17 protein-coding genes are annotated in these 20123 nt (G+C 34.7%); 10 read left to right on the top strand and 7 right to left on the bottom strand.

Annotated elements, in window-relative coordinates; translation table 11 throughout:
* The first annotated feature begins 220 nt into the window (after positions 1-220).
* The gene (galA, locus tag BXU10_RS15205; RefSeq protein ID WP_078228179.1) at positions 221-3043 is read left to right on the top strand and encodes a beta-galactosidase GalA; all 2823 of its coding nucleotides are present in this window, start codon (positions 221-223) and stop codon (positions 3041-3043) included.
* Positions 3044-3101: 58 nt separating this feature from the next.
* On the opposite strand, the gene BXU10_RS15200 is transcribed toward galA, so the two are convergent.
* Together BXU10_RS15200 and BXU10_RS15195 are read right to left on the bottom strand one after the other, a co-directional pair.
* On the bottom strand, positions 3102-4082 hold the full coding sequence (locus BXU10_RS15200) for an SMP-30/gluconolactonase/LRE family protein (protein ID WP_078228178.1): 981 nt from the start codon (positions 4080-4082) through the stop codon (positions 3102-3104).
* Between the two features lie 100 nt (positions 4083-4182).
* Entirely contained in the window at positions 4183-4770 is a 588-nt protein-coding gene (locus BXU10_RS15195; RefSeq protein ID WP_078228177.1) for a Crp/Fnr family transcriptional regulator, read from the bottom strand.
* A gap of 211 nt (positions 4771-4981) precedes the next feature.
* Here BXU10_RS15195 and BXU10_RS15190 point away from each other — a divergent pair, with 211 nt between their 5' ends.
* The 3 genes from BXU10_RS15190 to BXU10_RS15180 all read left to right on the top strand — a co-directional run bounded on the left by BXU10_RS15190 (position 4982) and on the right by BXU10_RS15180 (position 7618).
* Positions 4982-5851: an AraC family transcriptional regulator gene (locus BXU10_RS15190; protein ID WP_078228176.1), complete on the top strand. Its 870-nt coding sequence runs from the start codon at positions 4982-4984 to the stop codon at positions 5849-5851.
* Between the two features lie 231 nt (positions 5852-6082).
* Positions 6083-6490 carry a cupin domain-containing protein gene (locus tag BXU10_RS15185; RefSeq protein WP_078228175.1) on the top strand — a complete coding sequence of 136 codons (408 nt, stop codon included), beginning with the start codon at positions 6083-6085 and terminating at the stop codon, positions 6488-6490.
* 72 nt (positions 6491-6562) lie between these two features.
* Positions 6563-7618, top strand: coding sequence for an NAD(P)-dependent alcohol dehydrogenase (locus tag BXU10_RS15180; protein WP_078228847.1), 1056 nt, complete (start codon positions 6563-6565; stop codon positions 7616-7618).
* Between the two features lie 66 nt (positions 7619-7684).
* Here BXU10_RS15180 and BXU10_RS15175 read toward each other — a convergent pair whose 3' ends face one another.
* Positions 7685-8068 (bottom strand): hypothetical protein, encoded by a 384-nt coding sequence (locus BXU10_RS15175; RefSeq protein ID WP_031453540.1) that lies wholly within the window; start codon positions 8066-8068, stop codon positions 7685-7687.
* Positions 8069-8139: 71 nt separating this feature from the next.
* Entirely contained in the window at positions 8140-9510 is a 1371-nt protein-coding gene (locus BXU10_RS15170; RefSeq protein WP_078228174.1) for a GH1 family beta-glucosidase, read from the bottom strand.
* A 382-nt stretch (positions 9511-9892) separates the two neighbouring features.
* On the opposite strand from BXU10_RS15170, the gene BXU10_RS15165 reads away from it, so the two are divergent.
* The gene (locus tag BXU10_RS15165) at positions 9893-10378 is read left to right on the top strand and encodes a TlpA family protein disulfide reductase (protein ID WP_078228173.1); all 486 of its coding nucleotides are present in this window, start codon (positions 9893-9895) and stop codon (positions 10376-10378) included.
* A 30-nt stretch (positions 10379-10408) separates the two neighbouring features.
* The gene (locus tag BXU10_RS15160) at positions 10409-11020 is read left to right on the top strand and encodes a thioredoxin family protein (protein ID WP_078228172.1); all 612 of its coding nucleotides are present in this window, start codon (positions 10409-10411) and stop codon (positions 11018-11020) included.
* A gap of 58 nt (positions 11021-11078) precedes the next feature.
* Here the strand turns inward: BXU10_RS15160 and BXU10_RS15155 are convergent, their stop codons facing one another.
* The 3 genes from BXU10_RS15155 to BXU10_RS15145 are packed head-to-tail and all read right to left on the bottom strand — an operon-like array spanning position 11079 to position 13165.
* Positions 11079-11372 carry a DUF3861 domain-containing protein gene (locus BXU10_RS15155; protein ID WP_078228171.1) on the bottom strand — a complete coding sequence of 98 codons (294 nt, stop codon included), beginning with the start codon at positions 11370-11372 and terminating at the stop codon, positions 11079-11081.
* A gap of 15 nt (positions 11373-11387) precedes the next feature.
* On the bottom strand, positions 11388-12122 hold the full coding sequence (locus BXU10_RS15150) for a LytTR family DNA-binding domain-containing protein (protein WP_078228170.1): 735 nt from the start codon (positions 12120-12122) through the stop codon (positions 11388-11390).
* The gene (locus BXU10_RS15145; RefSeq protein WP_078228169.1) at positions 12122-13165 is read right to left on the bottom strand and encodes a sensor histidine kinase; all 1044 of its coding nucleotides are present in this window, start codon (positions 13163-13165) and stop codon (positions 12122-12124) included. The genes BXU10_RS15150 and BXU10_RS15145 overlap by 1 nt, the downstream gene beginning before the upstream one ends.
* 267 nt (positions 13166-13432) lie before the next feature.
* On the opposite strand from BXU10_RS15145, the gene BXU10_RS15140 reads away from it, so the two are divergent.
* The 4 genes from BXU10_RS15140 (at position 13433) to BXU10_RS15125 (ending at position 20071) form a co-directional block, all read left to right on the top strand.
* Complete coding sequence (locus BXU10_RS15140) at positions 13433-14587, top strand: efflux RND transporter periplasmic adaptor subunit (protein ID WP_078228168.1); 1155 nt, start codon at positions 13433-13435, stop codon at positions 14585-14587.
* Between the two features lie 6 nt (positions 14588-14593).
* Positions 14594-17761 (top strand): efflux RND transporter permease subunit, encoded by a 3168-nt coding sequence (locus BXU10_RS15135; protein ID WP_078228167.1) that lies wholly within the window; start codon positions 14594-14596, stop codon positions 17759-17761.
* Positions 17762-17779: 18 nt separating this feature from the next.
* Positions 17780-19183 carry an efflux transporter outer membrane subunit gene (locus tag BXU10_RS15130; RefSeq protein ID WP_078228166.1) on the top strand — a complete coding sequence of 468 codons (1404 nt, stop codon included), beginning with the start codon at positions 17780-17782 and terminating at the stop codon, positions 19181-19183.
* A gap of 384 nt (positions 19184-19567) precedes the next feature.
* Complete coding sequence (locus tag BXU10_RS15125) at positions 19568-20071, top strand: hypothetical protein (protein ID WP_078228165.1); 504 nt, start codon at positions 19568-19570, stop codon at positions 20069-20071.
* Positions 20072-20123: the final 52 nt, after the last annotated feature.

Raw genomic sequence — 20123 nt, 5'->3', positions numbered from 1 at the left:
TTATGAAAACGATTGCCCTAGCCCCGATAGCAGTGAAAACCCTTTTGTGGCGTGGTTCGCCACAAAAGATTGTAACGGATAGCGGGATTGGCTTCTTAAAAATTATCAAAGTTTAATCATTAAAATTCATTAAACTTTGATAAAATACTATTGATTCCGGTAGTCCAAAAAGGGTATATTTATAAACTTTATACAATTATCAAATTAACCGGAATTATTTATGAAATCTATTGGTATTAATCGATTTTTTCTCTTTTTAGTATTTTCCATATCTTTTTGTATTTCAGCACAAAAACAAACTGAAAGAGATTTGATTTTAATTGATAAAGACTGGCGTTTTTCGTTTGGTCATTTATATGATACCCAGAAAGATTTTAATCATGCAACAGGCTATTTTTCCTATTTAACTAAAACCGGATTTGGTGACGGACCTGCAGCGCAAAATTTTGATGACCGTGCGTGGCGAAAATTAGATCTTCCACATGATTGGGCGGTGGAGCAGGCTTTTAGTGAAAAAGGCAGTTTCAGCCACGGATTTAAAACAGCCGGAAAAGGTTTTCCTGAAAAAAGTATTGGCTGGTACCGAAAAAAAATCAATATTCCGGAAACAGATAAAGGAAAAATTATTTCGCTGAAATTCGACGGTGTTTTTAGAAATTCAAAAGTGTTTTTTAACGGATATTATCTCGGAACTGAAGAAAGCGGCTATAATGGATTTGAATACGATATTACTGCTTATGTAAATTACGGCGGAGAAAATACGATTGTTGTGCGTGTTGATGCTTCTATGGAAGAAGGCTGGTTTTATGAAGGTGCCGGAATTTACAGGCATGTATATCTGAAGAAAACAAATCCAATTCATGTAATTGCAAATGGGACTTATGTAACCTCCGAAATAAAAGAAAACAATGCTGAAGTTACCGCTGAAGTCTCTGTTGAAAATAAAGGGAATTATAAAGGTCAAATTGAAATTCTCCAAAGTATTTTAGATGCTGAAGGAAAACAAATTGCAAACATTTCCCAAAATGTTATTGCTCCGGATTTTTATAAAACGTCCAATTACAGTTCGAAATTACAAGTCAATAATCCATTATTATGGGATATCGAAAATCCGAATTTATATCGCTTGATAACTGAAATTAAGCAGGAGGGGAAATTAATTGACCGCTATGAAACTTCTTTCGGAATCCGCACAATTCGGTTTGATGCTGAGAAAGGATTCTTCCTTAACGGAAAACCGGTAAAATTAAAAGGAACGAACAATCATCAGGATCATGCCGGAATTGGAACAGCTTTGCCGGATGAGTTGCAGTATTTCCGAATCAAAAAGCTGAAAGAAATGGGTTCTAATGCCTATCGTTGCTCGCATCATCCGCCTACACCAGAATTGGTTGATGCCTGTGACAAACTCGGAATGCTGGTTATTGATGAAACCCGTTTGATGGGAATTAACGATTATCACCTCAATGATTTAAAACGAATGATAGAGCGTGACCGAAATCATCCAAGTATTTTTTGCTGGTCGGTTGGAAATGAAGAGTGGAATATTGAAGGTGGTATCGCTGGCGAACGTATTACAAATGTCATGCAGGGATTTACAAAAAGTATTGACACTACAAGACCTGTTACGGTTGGTATCAGCAGTGGTTTCAAAAGCGGAATATCGTCAGTGGTTGAAATTATGGGCTATAATTATTTGGGTAACGGAGATATAGATGCGCATCGAAATCAATTCAAAGAACAGCCTGGAATGGGTACAGAGGAAGGCTCTACGTTTGCAACGCGCGGTATATATTTTGATGATGAAGCCAAACATTATAAAAGTGCTTACGACAAAAAACCACGTCCGACATTTTACAGTATTGAAGAAGGATGGAAGTTTTATGCTGAGAGACCTTATTTAGCCGGAATGTTTATCTGGACAGGTTTTGATTATCGTGGAGAACCTACACCTTATGGCTGGCCGTCGGTTACCTCTTATTTTGGAATGATGGATGTTTGCGGTTTCCCGAAAGACAATGTGTTTTATCTGAAATCATGGTGGGGGAAAGAACTGGTTTTACATATTATGCCACACTGGAACTGGAGTGGAATGGAAGGAAAGGAAATAGATGTCTGGGTACATTCAAACTGTGATGAAGTAGAACTTTTTATGAACAAAAAGAGTCTTGGTAAAAAGAAAATGGAGCAAAATAGCCATTTAGAATGGAAAGTGAAATATGCATCCGGAACTCTTGAAGCAATTGGATATAAAAACGGCAAAAAAGTACTTTCGGAAGTTCAAAAAACTACAGAAACACCTCAAAATATAAAGCTTTCTGCTGATAAAGAAAATCAGCCTAATGGAAATGTAGTAGTTGTGACGGTTGAAACTACAGACAAAAAGGGATTGCATGTACCAACAGCGAATCATGAAATTACATTTTTAGTAAAAGGAGGAAAGATTCTAGGTGTTGGAAACGGTAATCCGACTTCTTTAGAAAGAGATCAATTCATTGACGCAGTTGAACTTGTTCCGATTACGAATTTTGAAGAAAAAAAATTACCCTCAACAAATGCTTCAAAATCAATATCGTCTGATGATAACAGCTGGAAAGAAGCCTTTAAAGACCGTGATTATAAAAATCAGGCTCCGGCTTATGTGTATCGCGGTAAATTTGAATTAAGAAACGATCAAAAATCAAATACTGTGAATTTCTTTTATAAAAAAATAGGCACAGATGCAGTTGTTTTTGTAAACGGAAATAAAATTGCTGCCAGTGCAGAAGATGATCAAAAGTATGTTTTGAATAGCAATGTTTTAATGCAGGGAATAAATACCATTCAGATTATTGCACCGCCTTTACAAAAAATAAAAGACTGGGATGTTATGAATGCAGACCCTGGAATTATTCAGGTGATTACAACGGCTGAGGCATGGAAAAGAAAACTCTTTAACGGATATGCTCAAATTATCATCCAAAAAGACGAAAATGCTGCTGAAGTAGTTTTATCGGCTGCTGCCAATGGATTAAATACAGGAACTTTAGTTATGAAAAAATAATTTCAGGTTTCAAGTTTTGCGTTTATTAAACGTGAAACTTGAAACCTGAAAAAAAAACTTAATTTACCCTTTGAATTGTATAAGATGACTGGCTCTTATCTCCGGATAATAATTTACCTAATTTAGAGCTAATAACATAAACATTGCCGTCAGAAGCCAAAGCAGCGGTGGTTGGGAATTCATCTTTTCCAATGTTGGTTTCGCTTATTTTAGATGCACTAGACCAATTGTCTGTGCTGCTAAAAGTATACGTTTTGCCTAATCCTAAACCATTTTCTACAATAACTAAATTGTTGTTTTTGTCTAATTCTATTCCGTCAGGAGCGTTAAATGCTATTCCTGTTACTTCTGTAATGTTTTTAGGATCAGTAAGCGATATTTTTAGCAATTGAGAAGTATCTGTTTTAACTGCCAGTAAATAGCCGTCGGGGTGAAAAACAATTCCGTTTAAACCGAATTCATTTGGCTTTGGCTGAAATAAAGTGTTTTCTCTAAATACGGAAGCATTGTAATTAGTATCAAGTTTATAAATAATCGGGGAGAAAGAATCGGTAATATAAATGTTTCCGTTGCTATCAACCGCAATATCATTCGGGCAGGAACCTGCATTTGGGGTAAAAATCTTTAGATCAACTTCTTTTATCAATTCACCTGAGGTAATATTAAAAATACTGGCAGTCGCTATAGTTCCTGCGCTTCCTGTGATACTTTTTTGCGAAATTCCCAAATCTGCATTGGCTACTATCAGTCGGTTCCGAATTTCGTCAGTGTACACACCTGTTGGTAAAACAAGTTTACTGCTTGTAGCAAAAACAGATACTTCGCCTTTTGGATTCATTGCATAAACGGCTCCTTTTTGTAGGGAACTCAATAAAAATTTTTGGTTTTTGGAATCATAATCAATTCCTTCAGGATAAAGACCTGAATTTGTAAGGGTATATTTGCTTTTAAGGGAAACGGAAGTTTCTCCGGATTTTTTCTCGCTGTCGCAAGCCATAAAAAGAAGCGAAAATGCTGAAATCAAAATGGTAGTTTTCATTTTTATTAATTTAAATTATTTGTCGGTATTGACTATGCAAATCTGGGACAGAATAAGAAAAATAAAAATGAACTGGTTTAGGAAATAAAGTTGAACCAGTTTAACTTTTTGAAATTTTGCGATTGCGTATTTTACTTAAATACTCGGTACTGAAACCTAAATAAGAAGCTAATGCATATTGAGGAACGCGTTGAGCAATTGCGGAATATTTGCTCATAAATTCATCATAACGTTCTTCGGCAGTTTTGGTTAAATTCGATAAAAGTCTTTTTTGATGAAAAGCTAAAGAGCGCTGCGTAATAATGCGTTCAAATTTTTCAAGTTTCGGAATCTCTTTTAAAAATTTTTGCTCGTCTTCGTATTCAATCTGAATGAGAACTGAATCTTCGAGCGCTTCTACAAACAATGTGGCAGGTTCCTGATAAATCAAACTGCTGTAATCGGAAATCCACCAGTCTTCGATTGCAAATGAAAGTGTATGTTCTTTTCCATCATTATCGACCAGATAACCTCTGAATGCTCCTTTAACCACATAACTTTTATGTCTGCATACAAAACCGGGCTGTACAATAAATTGTCTTTTTTTGACTTTAGTTATCTTTAAAAAGGTAGCCAGATGCTTTTTTTCGTCATCAGTTAAATCAATGTATCTGGAAACATAATCTATTACAGGCTGTAAATCTTTCATATAGCAAAGATAAAATTTTTGTTTCAGGTTTCAGGTTTCAAGTTTAACCGCAAAGTTTACAAGAAAAAAAATTTGTGGCTTCGAGAGCATGCTTTTGCTCTGGTTAAAAAAACTTAGCATAGTTATTAACCCTTTGCGTACTTTGAAAGTAAGTCTATAAACTGAAACCTGAAACTAACTTTTTTTTGTTTGATTTTCATAACTTTGCAAAATGAATAATGAAACAGAAACTCAGAATTGCGATTTTACTTCAGATTTAAAGTTGAAGGGCTTTAAAGTGTATCAAATAAATGGAGATTTAAGTAAAATTCCGGTTTACAGTCGTAGAGATTTTTATAAAATTTGTATTAACACCAGTAAAAGTATTATACAATATGCTGACCGCGGAATAGAAACTGACGGTACAATTCTGTTTTTTGGTAATCCGATTATACCTTATTCCTGGGAAATAGTTTCTGGTGAACATGAAGGATATGCTTGTGTTTTTACGGAAGAATTTTTGAGAGCAAAAGATCGTTCAGATACACTTCATGAATCACCTTTGTTTAAAATAGGGGGGACTCCAATTTTTTCTTTATGTGTTGAACAAAAGAACTTTATAGATTCTTTATTTCAGAAAATGATAAAAGAATATGAAACAGATTATGTTTTTAAAGACGATTTGATGCGTAGTTATATTAATCTGATTATCCATGAATCAATGAAGATACAGCCTTCAGAAAATTTTTTCAGACATAAAAATGCTTCATCAAGAATTACCTCTTTATTTTTAGAACTTTTGGAAAGACAATTTCCGGTTGAAACAAAAGATCAGCCTCTTGCCTTGAAAACACCGCAGGATTACGCTCAAAGCCTTTCGGTACATGTGAACCATCTTAATCGCTCGGTAAAAGAGATTACCGGAAAATCGACCACAGCACATATTACAGAAAGAATTATAGGAGAAGCAAAAGCATTGCTTCAGCATACAGACTGGAGTATTGCCGATATTGGGTATTCTCTCGGATTTGAATACCCAAGCTATTTCAATAATTACTTTAAAAGACTTACAGGTACGATTCCGAAATCCCTGCGAGTATAAATTGTTTCAATTTCATAATTTTTTGTTTGAATATTGTTATTTTCAAAAAGTATTGTTGACCTAATTTTGCTTTGAAATTACAGTATTGATCATTGATCAGTTTTTTACAGACTAAATAATACTTCATAAAGCGATTTCTGGCTTTCTTAAATTTAGTTCTCTGATTCTGAAACTTATGATTGATGTATAGTAGTTTCAAGTAAAGTTAATCTCAAAAAAATAACTAAATTTATGTCAACAAATTATTCAGCTGTTATCGAAGAAGGAAAAGTTCCTGGTGCTTATATGACGGGCGAGGTTTCCTATAAGAAACAAAGCAGTGATATTCATCCTGAAAATACTGTTATTAAGGAAGTTACTTTTGAACCTTGCGCAAGAAGTAACTGGCATAGCAATGCAACTTTGCACATGCTTATTGCAAAAGACGGAACTGGATATTATCAGGAAAGAGGAAGTGCAGTTCGTATGCTTACTAAAAATGAAGTCGTTACAATTCTGCCGGAAGTTGAACATTGGTATGGAGCTACTCCGTTTGACAAGTTCTCTTATGTTGCCATTATTACAGAAATTGATAAAGGCCACGGAACATGGTTAGAAAAAGTAACCGATGGAGAATATTATCTTCTAAGCAGTCACTAATTTTTTTGAATCGCTAAGGTTCCAAGTTTCTTGAATCTGAAATCTAAAACAAACCAAAAAACAAAAAATATTATGGAAACAAAAAATATAAAAGCCTTTGGTACAGAAGCTGCTGAAGCACCATTGAAAACATTAGACATCAAACGTCGTATTGTACAGGCACACGATGTAGAAATTGAAATTTTGTATTGCGGTATTTGCCATTCTGATTTACATTCAGCCAGAAATGAATGGCACGGAACAATTTATCCAATAGTTCCGGGACATGAAATTGTGGGAAGAATTATCAAAGTTGGTGACCATGTTAATAATTTCAAAGTAGGTCAATTAGCCGGAGTAGGGTGTATGGTTGACTCCTGTAGAGAATGTGAACATTGTAAAAGTGATTTGGAGCAATTCTGTGATGAAGGAAGTATTTTGACTTTTAACTCTCCGGACGCTCATTTAGGAGGACAAACTTTTGGTGGTTATTCAGAAAGTATTGTTGTGGATGAAAATTATGTATTACACATTTCAGATAAGCTTGATCTTGCCGGAGTTGCTCCGTTGCTTTGTGCCGGAATAACAACGTATTCTCCTTTAAAACACTGGAAAGTGGGGCCTGGACAAAAAGTGGGCATTGTAGGTATTGGCGGTTTAGGTCATATGGGAATCAAATTAGCTAAAGCTATGGGGGCTCATGTGGTAGTTTTTACAACTTCATTATCTAAAACCCAAGATGCTAAACGTTTGGGTGCTGATGAAGTAGTTTTATCTACCGATACAGAACAGATGGCACAACATGCTCGAAGTCTAAATTTTATTTTAGACTGTGTATCGGCAGAACATAGTATTGATGCTTATCTGAATTTATTAAAAGTAGATGGAAATTTGGTTTTAGTCGGCGCACCAATGGAACCGCTCCCAGTAACATCATTCAGCCTTATATTAGGAAGAAGAAGTTTTGCCGGCTCAATGATTGGCGGAATTGCAGAAACTCAGGAGATGCTCGACTTTTGTGCAGAACATAATATTATTGCCGATATTGAATTAATTGGGGTAAACGATGTTAATGACGCCTATGAAAGATTATTAAAAGGAGATATTAAATATCGTTTTGTAATTGATATGGCTTCTTTGAAAAACTAATACAAAACATTTTTAATATCAAAAAACTGCTTTTTGTTTAAAGAGCAGTTTTTTTGTTTTATTGAATTATAATTCGTCACTATTTTCAATCTTTTTGATTTCTACTTTTTCTTTTTTAATTGTCTGTCTTAACAAAGCAAAAAGACTCATGTAGATATTGGCAACAAAAACCAGCGAAAATCCGGCAATTAGATAGCCTCTTGCATCGTCAATTAAAAGTTTAAAATTGCAAATACAGATAAAAAAAATAGTGATATAATGGCTGAAGCAATATTCGCATGTAAAAAGATAAAAAAATTTCCGAATTAAAATTTTCTTATTGTTTTTAGAACAGTTAACACACCATTCTCTGGGTTCGCGGAATATTTCTTCCTGAGTTACAGTCCAGCTTATGCAGGCAATGGGAATCGCAAGTATAAATAACCAGAAGATTTGAGTTTCTGTTTCCATTCATTCTTAAATTTACGGCATAAAAATAAGGATCAATTTTTATGATTGTTTTATATAATTTAGTTCCTAAATTATATAATTGTCTGATTTGTTTCTAAAAAATCTCTAAACCATATTCCTGATTGTTTAATGGTTCTCTTTTGAGTTTCAAAATCTATATACACTAAGCCAAACCTTGCATTGTAACCTTCAGCCCATTCAAAGTTGTCAGTAAGGCTCCAGACAAAATAACCATCGACTTTACAACCTTCTTTTTTAGCTTTAAGTAACTGCTCTAAATGATCTTGTATATAATGAGTTCGTTTAATATCATATACTTTTCCGTTTGTAACTGTATCAGGAAATGCAGCTCCGTTTTCGGTAATTATAATTTTTTTAATTCCTTTATACGAATTAAATTTTTGAAGAATATAATATAGGGCAGGAGGATAAATTTCCCATCCCATTTCAGTAGATATGACATTTCTTTTTTCTGCACTTACCAATTCGGCACCAATATATGGAGTAAGCAATGATGATTTAACTATTTCCCTGGTGTAACACTGCAGCCCTATGAAATCAAAGTCAAAAGCTAAATTTTGTAAATCATCACCCTGAATATAATTATTAAGTTTTTTAAGTACCGGAAGATCACTCTGTGGATATCCAAGCCCCAAAATTGGCTCTATAAAAGTTCTGTTTAATAGCGTGTCGACACGTTTAGCAGCCTGAACATCTGTAGGTTTATCTGAGAAGGGTTCGATATGAGTACAGGAAAAAGTAGTGCCAATATTGGCATCAGGAATATATTGCCTTAGTTTTTTGGCACCGGAAGCTGTTGCCAGCGTTACGTGATGAATTGCTTTTAAATAATTGGTAATGCCTTTTTTGCCTGGAGCATGAATGCCAAGAAAATATCCTGCGCCCGTAAAAACCGAAGGTTCGTTTATAACCATCCAGTTTTTTACGCGATTACCAAAATGCTGGGCACATACTTCTGTATAATCCGAAAACCATGAGGTACATTCTCTGTTTGTCCATCCTCCTTTTACTTCCAGGGCATGTGGTAAATCCCAATGATAAAGAGTGACCCAGGGTTCAATTTCGCATTCAAGTAAAAAATCAATTACTTTGTTGTAATAATCTATACCTGATTGGTTTACAGGATAAACGCCAGTAGGCATAATTCGTGACCAGCTAATAGAAAATCTAAAATTAGGAATGTTTAATTCACGGACTAAACTAATATCATCCTTATAGCAATTATAAAAATCACATGCATTTATAGCATGATGCCCGTTTTTTATTTTACCCTTTTGACTGGTAAAAACATCCCATATAGAAGGGCCTTTTCCATCACTTTCATGAGCTCCTTCTATTTGAAAAGCGGCGGTAGAAACACCCCAAAGAAAATCCTGACCAAATTGGTCTTTATTTAAAAATGACTTCTCTAATTTATTCATTCAGATGTACTTTCCTTTATTTTGAAAATTAATGAATGAATGATGAATGCATAGCTCTGAGAAAAAGCCATTCTTTGAATGAAACCAGAAATTTTAAGCTAAAGAATTTCATAACGATTTGTTTTATTCAAAATAAGTAAATAAATATAAATTTACAGTAACCTAAATGTTATCAAATAGTTAACTATTGTGGTTGTTGTTTAAATGATTATCTCTTGTCTAAATAAAAATTTATTTAAATCAATAATTCTTGAAAATAATTTTGCTTCCTAAGTTTTCAGTGATATTACCAATATTTAACTTTAATTAACAATAAATAATTTTTGACAAAACTTCATTAGTTTATATTTGTAAGGCAAAAAATATTAAATTTTGAAAATCTATGAAAATTCACACTTTTAAAATATATATTTTTCTCTTAATCTTTTCAGCTACTACCTATAGCCAAAATGTAAAGCTAATTAATATCAACCAGTTGAACGAACGTATAAAGACTGGAAAAGACAGTACGTATGTAGTGAATTTTTGGGCTACCTGGTGTGCTCCGTGCATCAAAGAGTTGCCTCATTTTGAAAAACTTGGAGCAGAATATAAATCTGACAAATTGGTTGTATTACTGATTAGTGTTGATTTTAAATCCAAACTGAGTTCTGCCGTTGAGCCTTTTGTCAAAAGGAAAAACCTTCAGAATGAAGTTTTTTTACTGAATGAAAGCAGTCCGCAGGAATATATAGACCGTATTGATCCATCCTGGTCTGGCAGTATTCCGGCAACTATTTTTATTAAAGGAAATAAACGAAAATTTGTCGAAAGCGAATTTAACTATGAACAATTATTAACTGAATATAAAAAAATACAATATCAATAATTAATTAACTATAAAACATCAAAATTTATTATGAAAAAAATAATCATTTTAATAGTACTTGCATTTTCTGCCTTTCTTTCTCAGGCACAAACTACAACCCTTAAAGCGGGGGATGCTGCACCTGATTTCAAATTGAAAAACATTGATAATAAAGAAGTTTCATTTGCAACTTTTCCAAAAGCAAAAGGATTCATTGTAGTTTTTACTTGTAATACATGTCCGTATGCAGTGGCGTATGAGCAAAGAATTATCGATTTAGACAATAAATTCAGACCTCAGGGATATCCGGTAATTGCAATTAACCCAAATGATCCGGAAGCACAGCCAGATGATGCTTTTAATAAAATGCAGGAATTAGCTAAAAATAAAAAGTATCCTTTCCCTTATTTATTTGATGCAGGACAAAAAGTAACGGATCAATATGGAGCAAAGCGTACACCACATATTTTTATTGTCTCAAAATCTGCTAAAGGAAATGTGGTAGAATATGTTGGCGCAATTGACAATGATCCGGAAGGAACTAAAACAGAAAAAATAAAATATGCTGAAGATGTTATTGAATCATTAAAAAACAATCAAAAACCAGCCATTACTCAGACAAAAGAAATTGGCTGTACAGTTAAAAGAAAAGTAAAAGCTTAATTTATTGGTTTTCATTTATACAAAAAAACGCTTCACATATCTGAAGCGTTTTTGCTTTTTACAAAGTTTTCAACTTTTTCATGAAGACGGGAAAGACTTCATTTATTTCATCAAAAAGAGGATTCTTCCGGTGTTTCAATTTTATTTCCCCAAATAATTTTAAACCCAATGCAAATTGAGTTGCTTCAGATTCATTATCAAATAAGTTTTTAGCTTTTATTTTTTCAATAATGCTAAAAATCTCATCGTGATTTTCAAATTCAATTCCAAGTTCTTTTGCAGGCATTGTTTCTCCATTTGCATATTCCTTAAGACTTAATGTCAAATGATATTTATTGCTTCTTTTTTCCATGTGGTATTTATTATATTATTTAAGCCATTTTTCAACAATAGTTTTAAATGCCTCTTTGTATTGCTCGCCAACCGTAATTTCAGTTTTTCCAATAAAAATGGAATTCTTGCTGATGGCATTTATTTTGTCAAGAGGGACAATATAAGAACGATGAATTCTCATAAATTTTGCGGATGGTAATTTTTCTTCTAAGGCTTTCAATGATATAAGTGAAAGCACGGTTTTTTGAGAATCGACAAGATGTACCTTTACATAATCTTTTAAACTTTCGATATATAAAACATCTTTTAGAGAAATCCGAACCCATTGATATTCTACTTTTAAGAAAAAAAACTCATCATCTGCTGCTGTAATTGGCTGGTAATGATTAGAAGATTCTTCAGTTATTTGCAGTACTTTATTTGCAGCACGTAAAAACTCTTCATAACTAAAAGGTTTTAAAAGATAATCGACTGCATTAACTTTATACCCTTCAATTGCATAGTGATTGTAAGCGGTTGTAAAAATAATTTTCGGAGTCAATCCAGGCTGTTCCTGCAGGAGTCTGGCCAATTCCATTCCGGTTAAATTAGGCATATTGATGTCCAGAAAAACAAGATCAGGCTGCTTGTCCTTAATTATAGTCATGGCTTCAACTGCATTATCACAGCTGGCGCTCAATTCTAAAAAGGGAGTCTGCTCAATAAAGGTTTGAACTAATTTTAATGCTAATGGTTCATCATCTACTGCGATACATTTTAATGCTATCATTATTCTAAAGTTATTTGCAGTTTTACTTTGTACTTTCCGTTTTTCGCAATGCCTGATGTTAAGGTATGTTTATGAGGGTAAATTAAATGAAGTCTGCGTTTCGTATTCGTTAGTCCAATACCGCCTTCATCTGTAGTAGAAGTTTTTTCGAAATAGGTATTTTCTACTTCAAATTCAAGATTGTTCCCATTCTGCTTAAACGAAATATGAATTTCACTTTTATCAGTAGCATGAATACCATGCTTAAAAGCATTTTCTACTAAAGGTAATAATAACATCGGAACAATTGGATAATCGTGTATTTTTTCAGGGATATCAGTTGTAATAGTCAGTTTGCTGTTGGTACGAAGTTTCATCAAAGCGATAAAGTCTCTCATAAATTCAGCTTCTTTCAGCAATGTTGTTGTTTCTTCTGTGCTGTAAAGCAAATATCGCATCATTCGGCTTAAGGTGTGAAGCGCATTTCTGGAATCTTCAACATCTGTATAAGTAAGTGAATAAATACTATTTAGCGAATTAAAGAAAAAGTGTGGATTGATCTGCGCCTTGAGCATTGCTAATTCTGCTACTGTTTTATCCTGTTCCAGTTTTTGTTTGTGCTGTGCTGCTTTCTGCCAATATTGAAGCATCGACCAGCTTGTACTGATTCCTAAAACCAATAGTGTCAGCATAAGTACATAATTGTCAAAATAAGGATTTCTATATTTTTTAAATCCTAAGACCTCACTGACTTTAGTGTGAAGATCTGTTTCCGAAGTATAAAAATAAGCGATTAGCTGCATCACAAAAACAGCAAGAAAAACCCAAACTAAAAACGGAGATGTATTATCTTTTATAATGGTTTTTGGAACTATAATTTTGGCATTGGAATAAAAAATAATAATTAATAAAACTAAGATAATCATCTGCCAAAGCCAAAATACAGATGGAAGTAACACGTTCCATGTTATAGGGATATAAAACAACATGATAAATCCCAATAACACCCAGCTTAGAATGTGTAATCCGGTAAATAAATAAGGTCTGAATAAGTTTGTGGACATTATAATTTATGTTTTAATTGACAATATTACACTTTATTTGAATAAAATTTTAAACCAATCGCCAAAGAGAGTTTTACACTCCATAAAAACAATGTTAGAGCCGATGAGTTTGTAAATTAAACACTTGTTTAGTTTTTTTTAAAAACCATCGGTTCTAAAGTTATCTCTATCGATCATCTTCGACTCTACGTCTATCAGATGTTTTTCGTGTATCGTATTTTATTTCTTTTGCACCTTTATAAATAGATAATTACAAATTTGTAAGTTATGAATAAGCAATCCTTTTTAAGCATTTTCGCAGCGTCTGTGATCATCGCTTCGTGTGGTAATAAAAGTGATAAGGCTCCTATGGGCGGACCCGGATCACAAGTTAAAGAGTATAAAACGCTGACTTTACAGCTCCAATCAGCAACCTTGTATAACGATTTTCCTGCGAGTATTCAGGGACAGCAAAATATAGAAATTCGCCCAAGGGTTGAAGGTTATATCGATAAAATTTTTGTAGACGAAGGAGCTGTAGTAAAAACGGGACAGCCTTTGTTTAAAATAAGTGCTCCGGAATATGAGCAGCAGGTTCGTACAGCGACGGCAAGCATTAAAAGCGCTCAGGCAGATTTAAGCGCGGCAAAACTGGCCATTAATAAAGTGAAACCCTTAGTTGAAAAAGGAATCATTAGTAAATACGATTTAGAGTCGGCACAATATAGTTATGAATCTGCTCTAGCAACGCTGGCACAAGCAAATGCAGCTTTGGTTAATGCCAAAACTAATTTGGGATATACAACCGTAACAAGCCCTGTTGACGGCGTTGTGGGGTCGATACCATTTCGTTTAGGAAGCTTGGTAAGCTCTAATAATGCAGATCCTTTAACGACGGTTTCAAGTATTGGAAATGTTTATGCCTATTTTGCAATGAACGAAAAAGTACTTTTAAACTTCACAAAAAGTTCAGGTTCACTGGCTCAAAAAATCAAGCAATTACCTCAGGTTTCCTTATTACTTTCAGATGGATCAACTTACACTGAAAAAGGGCGCATTGAAACCGTAAACGGATTAATTAATACAGAAACAGGCTCCGTAAACATTAGAGCTCGCTTTCCAAATCCGAAAGGGATGATCAGAAGCGGAAGCAGTACCACTGTTCGAATTCCAAATGAAGTAAAAGATGTTTTGATCGTACCGCAAAGTGCCACATTTGAACTACAGGACAAGATTTTTGTAGTTACCGTTGGAAAAGATGGAAAAACAAAAAATGTAAATATAACAGTGTCTGAAAATACAGCGGGTAATTACTATGTGGTGACAAGTGGCTTAAAGGCAGGCTATCAAATCGTATTAGAAGGAGTAGCTTCATTAAAAGACGGAAGCGAAATAAAAACTAAAAATCAGAATCCAGAAACGGTTTACGCTGACTTAAAATAAGAAAAGATGTTTAAAATTTTTATACAAAGACCTGTTCTTTCGACAGTAATATCTGTTATTATTGTCATCTTGGGGCTAATAGGACTGTCAGCATTGCCAATTGCGCAGTATCCTGATATTGCTCCGCCAACAGTAAACGTTTCGGCAAGTTATACCGGAGCAAATGCTGATGTGGTATTGAAAAGTATTGTAATTCCGCTTGAAGAGCAGATTAACGGTGTAGAGAACATGACCTACATGACTTCTACTGCAACAAATGATGGAAGTGCTTCTATCAAAATTTTTTTTAAAGTGGGTACAAATCCTGATTTAGCGGCGGTAAACGTGCAGAACAGGGTTTCCAGAGCAACGAGTTTATTGCCTTCAGAGGTAACTCAGGCGGGTGTAACGGTTACAAAGAGTCAGAGTAGTAATTTATTGATTTTCTCTTTATACAGCGAAAATAAAGCGTATGATCAGACTTTTCTTCAAAATTACGCCAAAATCAACCTTGTTCCGCAAATTCAGCGTGTTGTTGGAGTTGGAGATGTGTCCGTTTTTGGATCAAAGGATTATTCAATGAGAATCTGGCTAAAACCGGATATCATGCAGCAATATAAATTGATTCCGAGTGATATTTCGGCTGCTTTGGCAGAACAGAATATAGAAGCTGCTCCAGGTAAATTTGGTGAAAACGGAAATCAGGCTTTTCAATATGTAATTAAATATAAAGGACGTTTAACAAATGCTGAGGAATTTGGTGATATAGTAATAAAATCGGTTGGTAACGGACAAATACTGCGATTGAAAGATGTAGCGAAAGTAGAGCTGGGATCTCTGAGTTATGCTTCTACAATTAAGACAAACGGTGTAGAATCAGCAGCAATGTCAATTAGTCAGACTCCCGGATCCAATGCCCGTGATGTAATCAATAACTCTAAAAAACTGATTGAAGAAGCAGCAAAGAATTTTCCGAAAGGAATAAAATATACACTGCTTGTTGATGTTAACGAAAATTTGGATGCTTCGATTGAGAAAGTAATTCACACTTTGATAGAAGCTTTTATTTTGGTTTTCATTGTAGTATTTATTTTCCTTCAGGATTTTAGATCAACATTAATTCCGGCAATTGCGGTTCCGGTGGCGATTATAGGAACATTTTTCTTCCTGAATTTATTTGGATTTACAATTAACTTATTAACGCTTTTTGCGATGGTACTGGCTATTGGTATTGTCGTCGATGATGCCATTGTTGTCGTCGAGGCGGTACATGCCAAACTTGATCACGGTTATAAATCATCTAAAAAAGCCACTATTGATGCGATGGATGAAATTTCCGGAGCGATCATTTCTATTACGCTTGTAATGGCCGCCGTATTTATTCCGGTAACGTTTATTACAGGATCAACAGGAGTTTTTTACAAGCAATTTGGTATTACATTAGCTGTTGCGATTATTCTTTCGGCTGTAAACGCTTTGACTTTAAGTCCGGCTTTATGTGCTTTGCTTTTAAAACCGCATGCTGACGATCATAAACATAAAAGTTTTATGCAACGATTTTATACCTCGTTTAACGTTGCATTTGATAATGTAACCAATAGGTACAAACGTTCGGTAAGTTTTCTTTCTGTCAAAAAATGGATTGTTTTGGTTTCTATTCTTATAGCAGGAGCAGCCTTATTTTATATGATGAAAACTACGCCATCTGCTTTCGTTCCTGCAGAAGATCAGGGTACTGTTTTTGCGAATATTAGTTTACCGCCATCGGCTTCTATGGAACGTTCTGATATTATAGCCAAGCAAGTAGATAGTATTGCGAATACTATTCCGGGAGTTAAAAATACGCTTCGTATTGTGGGACAAAACTTTACTGCAGGAGCCGGAAGTGCGTACAGTATGGTTATTGTAAAATTAGAAACGTGGGACAAACGTGACTTAAGTGTTGATGAAGTTATTGGTCAGCTTTTTGCCAAAACAAGCGGAATTCGTGAAGCTAATATTTTCTTTATTTCTCCGCCAACCATCCAGGGGTTTGGACAAAGTGGAGGATTCGAATTTCAGCTTCAGGATAAAGGAGGACACTCGACAGCAGAATTCTTTAAAGTGAATACTGATTTTCTTGAAAAATTAGCAAAACGTCCTGAAATACAATATGCGACAACTCCATTTAATCCAGGTTTTCCTCAATATATGATGGATATTAATCTGGCTAAAGCCAAAGATGCAGGTGTAACAGTCAATTCGATTTTGTCAACGATGCAAGGGTATTATGGAGGTTTGTATGCTTCTAACTTTAATAAATTCGGAAAACAATACCGTGTCATGATTCAGGCCTCTCCTGAATTCAGAACCAATACCGAGGGGTTGAACAAAATCTTCGTGAGAAACAGTGCAGGAAATATGGCTCCGATTACGGAATTTGTAACGATGACTAGAGTTTTTGGACCGGAATCGATTTCAAGATTTAACTTGTTTACTTCAATTTCGATTACAGGAGCGCCAAATCCGGGATATAGTTCTGGAGATGCTATTAAGGCGATTCAGGAAGTGGCGGCAGAAAATCTTCCTGCGGGATACGGATACGAATTCTCTGGTTTAACGCGTGAAGAATTAGCATCAGGAAGTGAAACGATTTTCATTTTTATCTTGTGTTTGGTCTTTGTTTATTTCTTATTGAGTGCACAATATGAGAGTTATATTCTGCCTTTTGCAGTATTATTCTCCATTCCGTTCGGATTGGCCGGAGCGTATTTGTTTTCGATTATTTTCAAATTAAATAGTAATATTTACCTGCAGATTTCCTTAATCATGCTGATTGGATTACTGGCGAAGAACGGAATTTTGATTGTTGAATTTGCATTGGAGAGACGACGAAAAGGATTGCCTATTGTAGAGGCAGCAATTGCAGGAGCTGTAGCACGTTTAAGACCAATTCTAATGACCTCGTTCGCCTTTATTTTAGGACTTGTTCCGTTGATGTTTGCTTCAGGAGCCGGAGCAGTAGGAAACAAATCAATCGGAACTGGTGCAGTAGGAGGAATGTTAATCGGAACCGTTTTAGGAGTATTTGTTATTCCTGTTTTGTTTATTATCTTCCAGACTTTACAAGAAAAAGTAAGCGGTCCAGCAAAAGATGGTTATGATGATGGAGATGAAGAGGATGAAATTCAGTTAATAGAAGTTCACAAAGAGTAAAATTTAATTAAAACAGAGATGACTAACAGTTCAAATAAATATATTTTACTAGTGCTGACAGCCGTACTTTTGAGTGCATGTTCAGTTACCAAAAAGTACGAACGCCCCACAACTTTAAAAACAGATCAATTGTATCGTGATCAGGTTTCAGCCGATTCTACTACGATTGCCAATATGCCGTGGCAGAGTGTTTTTAAAGATGAAAAACTAAACGCATTGATTCAAAAAGGATTAGATAATAATCTTAATTTGAAAAATGCTATTGAGAATATTATTCAGGCACAAGCTTCGTTGCGTCAAAGTAAATTGGCGTACTATCCAACGTTAAGTCTGGATGCAAGTGCCACACATAGTAAACAATCTGAAGCTTCTTTAAATTTTGGGGGCGCTTCGATCAACACATTAACAACGACTTATAAACTAGGCTTAAGTACTTCTTGGGAAGCGGATATTTGGGGAAAATTGAGCAGTTCTAAAAGAGCAGCTTTGGCTTCGTATTTAGCTACAGATGCTGCAAAGCAGGCAGTGCAGACACAGTTGATTTCAGATATTGCAAATAACTATTTTCTGTTATTAGCGTATGACAAACAATTGAAAATCACACGGGAAACTTTAGAAAGCCGCGTTAAAAATGTGGAAACAATTAAAGCTTTAAAAGAAGGCGCAATTGTTACAGGAGCAGCAGTGGTACAGAGCGAAGCCAACCAACATGCAGCAGAAGTTTTGATTCCGGATTTGAAACAAAGCATTCGTGAAACTGAAAATGCCATTAATATTTTATTAGGTCAAGCACCTGGGCCAATAGAAAGAGGGGAGTTAGGAACACAGATTATTCCTGAAAATATTGCAATTGGGTTACCTTCTCAATTATTGCAGAATCGTCCGGATGTTCGTCAGGCAGAATTTAATTTTAGAGTTGCATTTGAATCTACAAACCTGGCAAGAACCAATTTCTATCCAAGTTTGACCCTTACAGCAAGCGGTGGATTTTCTAATTTAGAATTGAAAGACTTTTTTACCAATTCGATTTTTTATTCGATAGTTGGAGGTCTGACCCAGCCTATATTTAATCAAGGGCTTAATAAAATGAGATTAACAACAGCGCAATCAGAGCAATTGCAGGCTTATAATAATTTTCAGCAGAGTCTCTTGACAGCAGGTCAGGAAGTTTCTAATGCGTTATACGCTTATCAAATGGCGGTTGAAAAACAAGATTCAAGAGAAAAACAAATTGCAGCCTTAGAAAAAGCAGTCGATTTTACGCAGCAGCTTTTAGAGTACAGTTCGGCTACCAATTATACAGATGTATTGACATCAGAACAAAATTTATTGGCTGCTCAATTGAGCGGTATCAATGATAATTTACAAAAATTACAAGCAGTTGTTGATTTGTATCGTGCTTTAGGTGGTGGCTGGAAATAGAATTTTCATCATTATCGTTAAATTAAAATTTGTTAAACGAAGAGCGCCTCAGTAATTGAGGCGCTTTTTTTATTAGTAATATGCTTTTTTAGCAGAAGCCTCGCAAAGATTTAAATGAAGAAGCGACAAAATGTATCGATAAGTATTCTTATGAAAACGATTGCCCTAGCCCCGATAGAAGTGAAAATCATTTTGTGGCGGTGTTCGCCACAAAATATTGCAACGGATAGCGGGAATTAGCTTCTTAAAAACAGGTGAGCATATCAGTTGAAAAGTGGTATTCGTCGATTGGTTTCACGTTTTTGTATAATGAATGTGATAAACCCATATTTTGGCACTACTTTAGCAATAGTTAAATCAAATTAATATTTAACAACAAAAAAGATGAAAAAATCAGTACTTACCTTAGTGCTTTTTATGAGTGTATTTTTTGCTCATGCACAGGTTTCAATTAATGTAAATATTGGAACACCTCCCAGCTGGGGACCAGAAGGAAACGATGACAGCAGGTATTATTATTTACCGGATATTGATACTTATTATGATGTTTCCCAAAGTCAGTATATTTATGTTAATAACGGACAATGGATTCGCGAAAGAAGACTTCCTGTAAAATACAGACAATATGATTTGTATAGTGGTTATAAAGTAGTGTTGAATGATTATAAAGGAAATTCTCCTTATACCTATCATAAAAAACACAGAGCCAATTACCCAAAAGGATATCATGGTAAACCTCAAAAAAATAGAGGAAATAAACCTATCAAAAACGATAAACAGTATAATAGAGAGAATTCACACAAAGGGAATCCTAAAAACGATAATTCAAATAAATCTAAAGGAAATTCTAACATGGGTCAGGATCATAAGCATAATGGTCACCACTAATTGATTTAAAAATATAACAATGAAAAACGCCTCAAATTACTGAGGCGTTTTT

Origin of the sequence: Flavobacterium sp. LM4 (assembly GCF_002017935.1) — a bacterium.
GTDB classification, from domain to species: domain Bacteria; phylum Bacteroidota; class Bacteroidia; order Flavobacteriales; family Flavobacteriaceae; genus Flavobacterium; species Flavobacterium chungangense.
Note: the sequence above shows the minus strand (reverse complement) of the source record. Positions and strands in the feature narration are given on the sequence as shown.

What these genes read in the sequence shown, in the direction of transcription:
- BXU10_RS15150 (WP_078228170.1), bottom strand. Translation starts at nt 12,122, where the DNA reads ATGATAGCATTAAAATGTATCGCAGTAGATGATGAACCATTAGCATTA.
- BXU10_RS15200 (WP_078228178.1), bottom strand. Translation starts at nt 4,082, where the DNA reads ATGAAAACTACCATTTTGATTTCAGCATTTTCGCTTCTTTTTATGGCT.
- BXU10_RS15175 (WP_031453540.1), bottom strand. Translation starts at nt 8,068, where the DNA reads ATGGAAACAGAAACTCAAATCTTCTGGTTATTTATACTTGCGATTCCC.
- BXU10_RS15130 (WP_078228166.1), top strand. Translation starts at nt 17,780, where the DNA reads ATGACTAACAGTTCAAATAAATATATTTTACTAGTGCTGACAGCCGTA.
- BXU10_RS15135 (WP_078228167.1), top strand. Translation starts at nt 14,594, where the DNA reads ATGTTTAAAATTTTTATACAAAGACCTGTTCTTTCGACAGTAATATCT.
- BXU10_RS15125 (WP_078228165.1), top strand. Translation starts at nt 19,568, where the DNA reads ATGAAAAAATCAGTACTTACCTTAGTGCTTTTTATGAGTGTATTTTTT.
- BXU10_RS15195 (WP_078228177.1), bottom strand. Translation starts at nt 4,770, where the DNA reads ATGAAAGATTTACAGCCTGTAATAGATTATGTTTCCAGATACATTGAT.
- BXU10_RS15180 (WP_078228847.1), top strand. Translation starts at nt 6,563, where the DNA reads ATGGAAACAAAAAATATAAAAGCCTTTGGTACAGAAGCTGCTGAAGCA.
- BXU10_RS15185 (WP_078228175.1), top strand. Translation starts at nt 6,083, where the DNA reads ATGTCAACAAATTATTCAGCTGTTATCGAAGAAGGAAAAGTTCCTGGT.
- BXU10_RS15145 (WP_078228169.1), bottom strand. Translation starts at nt 13,165, where the DNA reads ATGTCCACAAACTTATTCAGACCTTATTTATTTACCGGATTACACATT.
- BXU10_RS15160 (WP_078228172.1), top strand. Translation starts at nt 10,409, where the DNA reads ATGAAAAAAATAATCATTTTAATAGTACTTGCATTTTCTGCCTTTCTT.
- BXU10_RS15165 (WP_078228173.1), top strand. Translation starts at nt 9,893, where the DNA reads ATGAAAATTCACACTTTTAAAATATATATTTTTCTCTTAATCTTTTCA.
- BXU10_RS15140 (WP_078228168.1), top strand. Translation starts at nt 13,433, where the DNA reads ATGAATAAGCAATCCTTTTTAAGCATTTTCGCAGCGTCTGTGATCATC.
- BXU10_RS15170 (WP_078228174.1), bottom strand. Translation starts at nt 9,510, where the DNA reads ATGAATAAATTAGAGAAGTCATTTTTAAATAAAGACCAATTTGGTCAG.
- BXU10_RS15190 (WP_078228176.1), top strand. Translation starts at nt 4,982, where the DNA reads ATGAATAATGAAACAGAAACTCAGAATTGCGATTTTACTTCAGATTTA.
- galA (WP_078228179.1), top strand. Translation starts at nt 221, where the DNA reads ATGAAATCTATTGGTATTAATCGATTTTTTCTCTTTTTAGTATTTTCC.
- BXU10_RS15155 (WP_078228171.1), bottom strand. Translation starts at nt 11,372, where the DNA reads ATGGAAAAAAGAAGCAATAAATATCATTTGACATTAAGTCTTAAGGAA.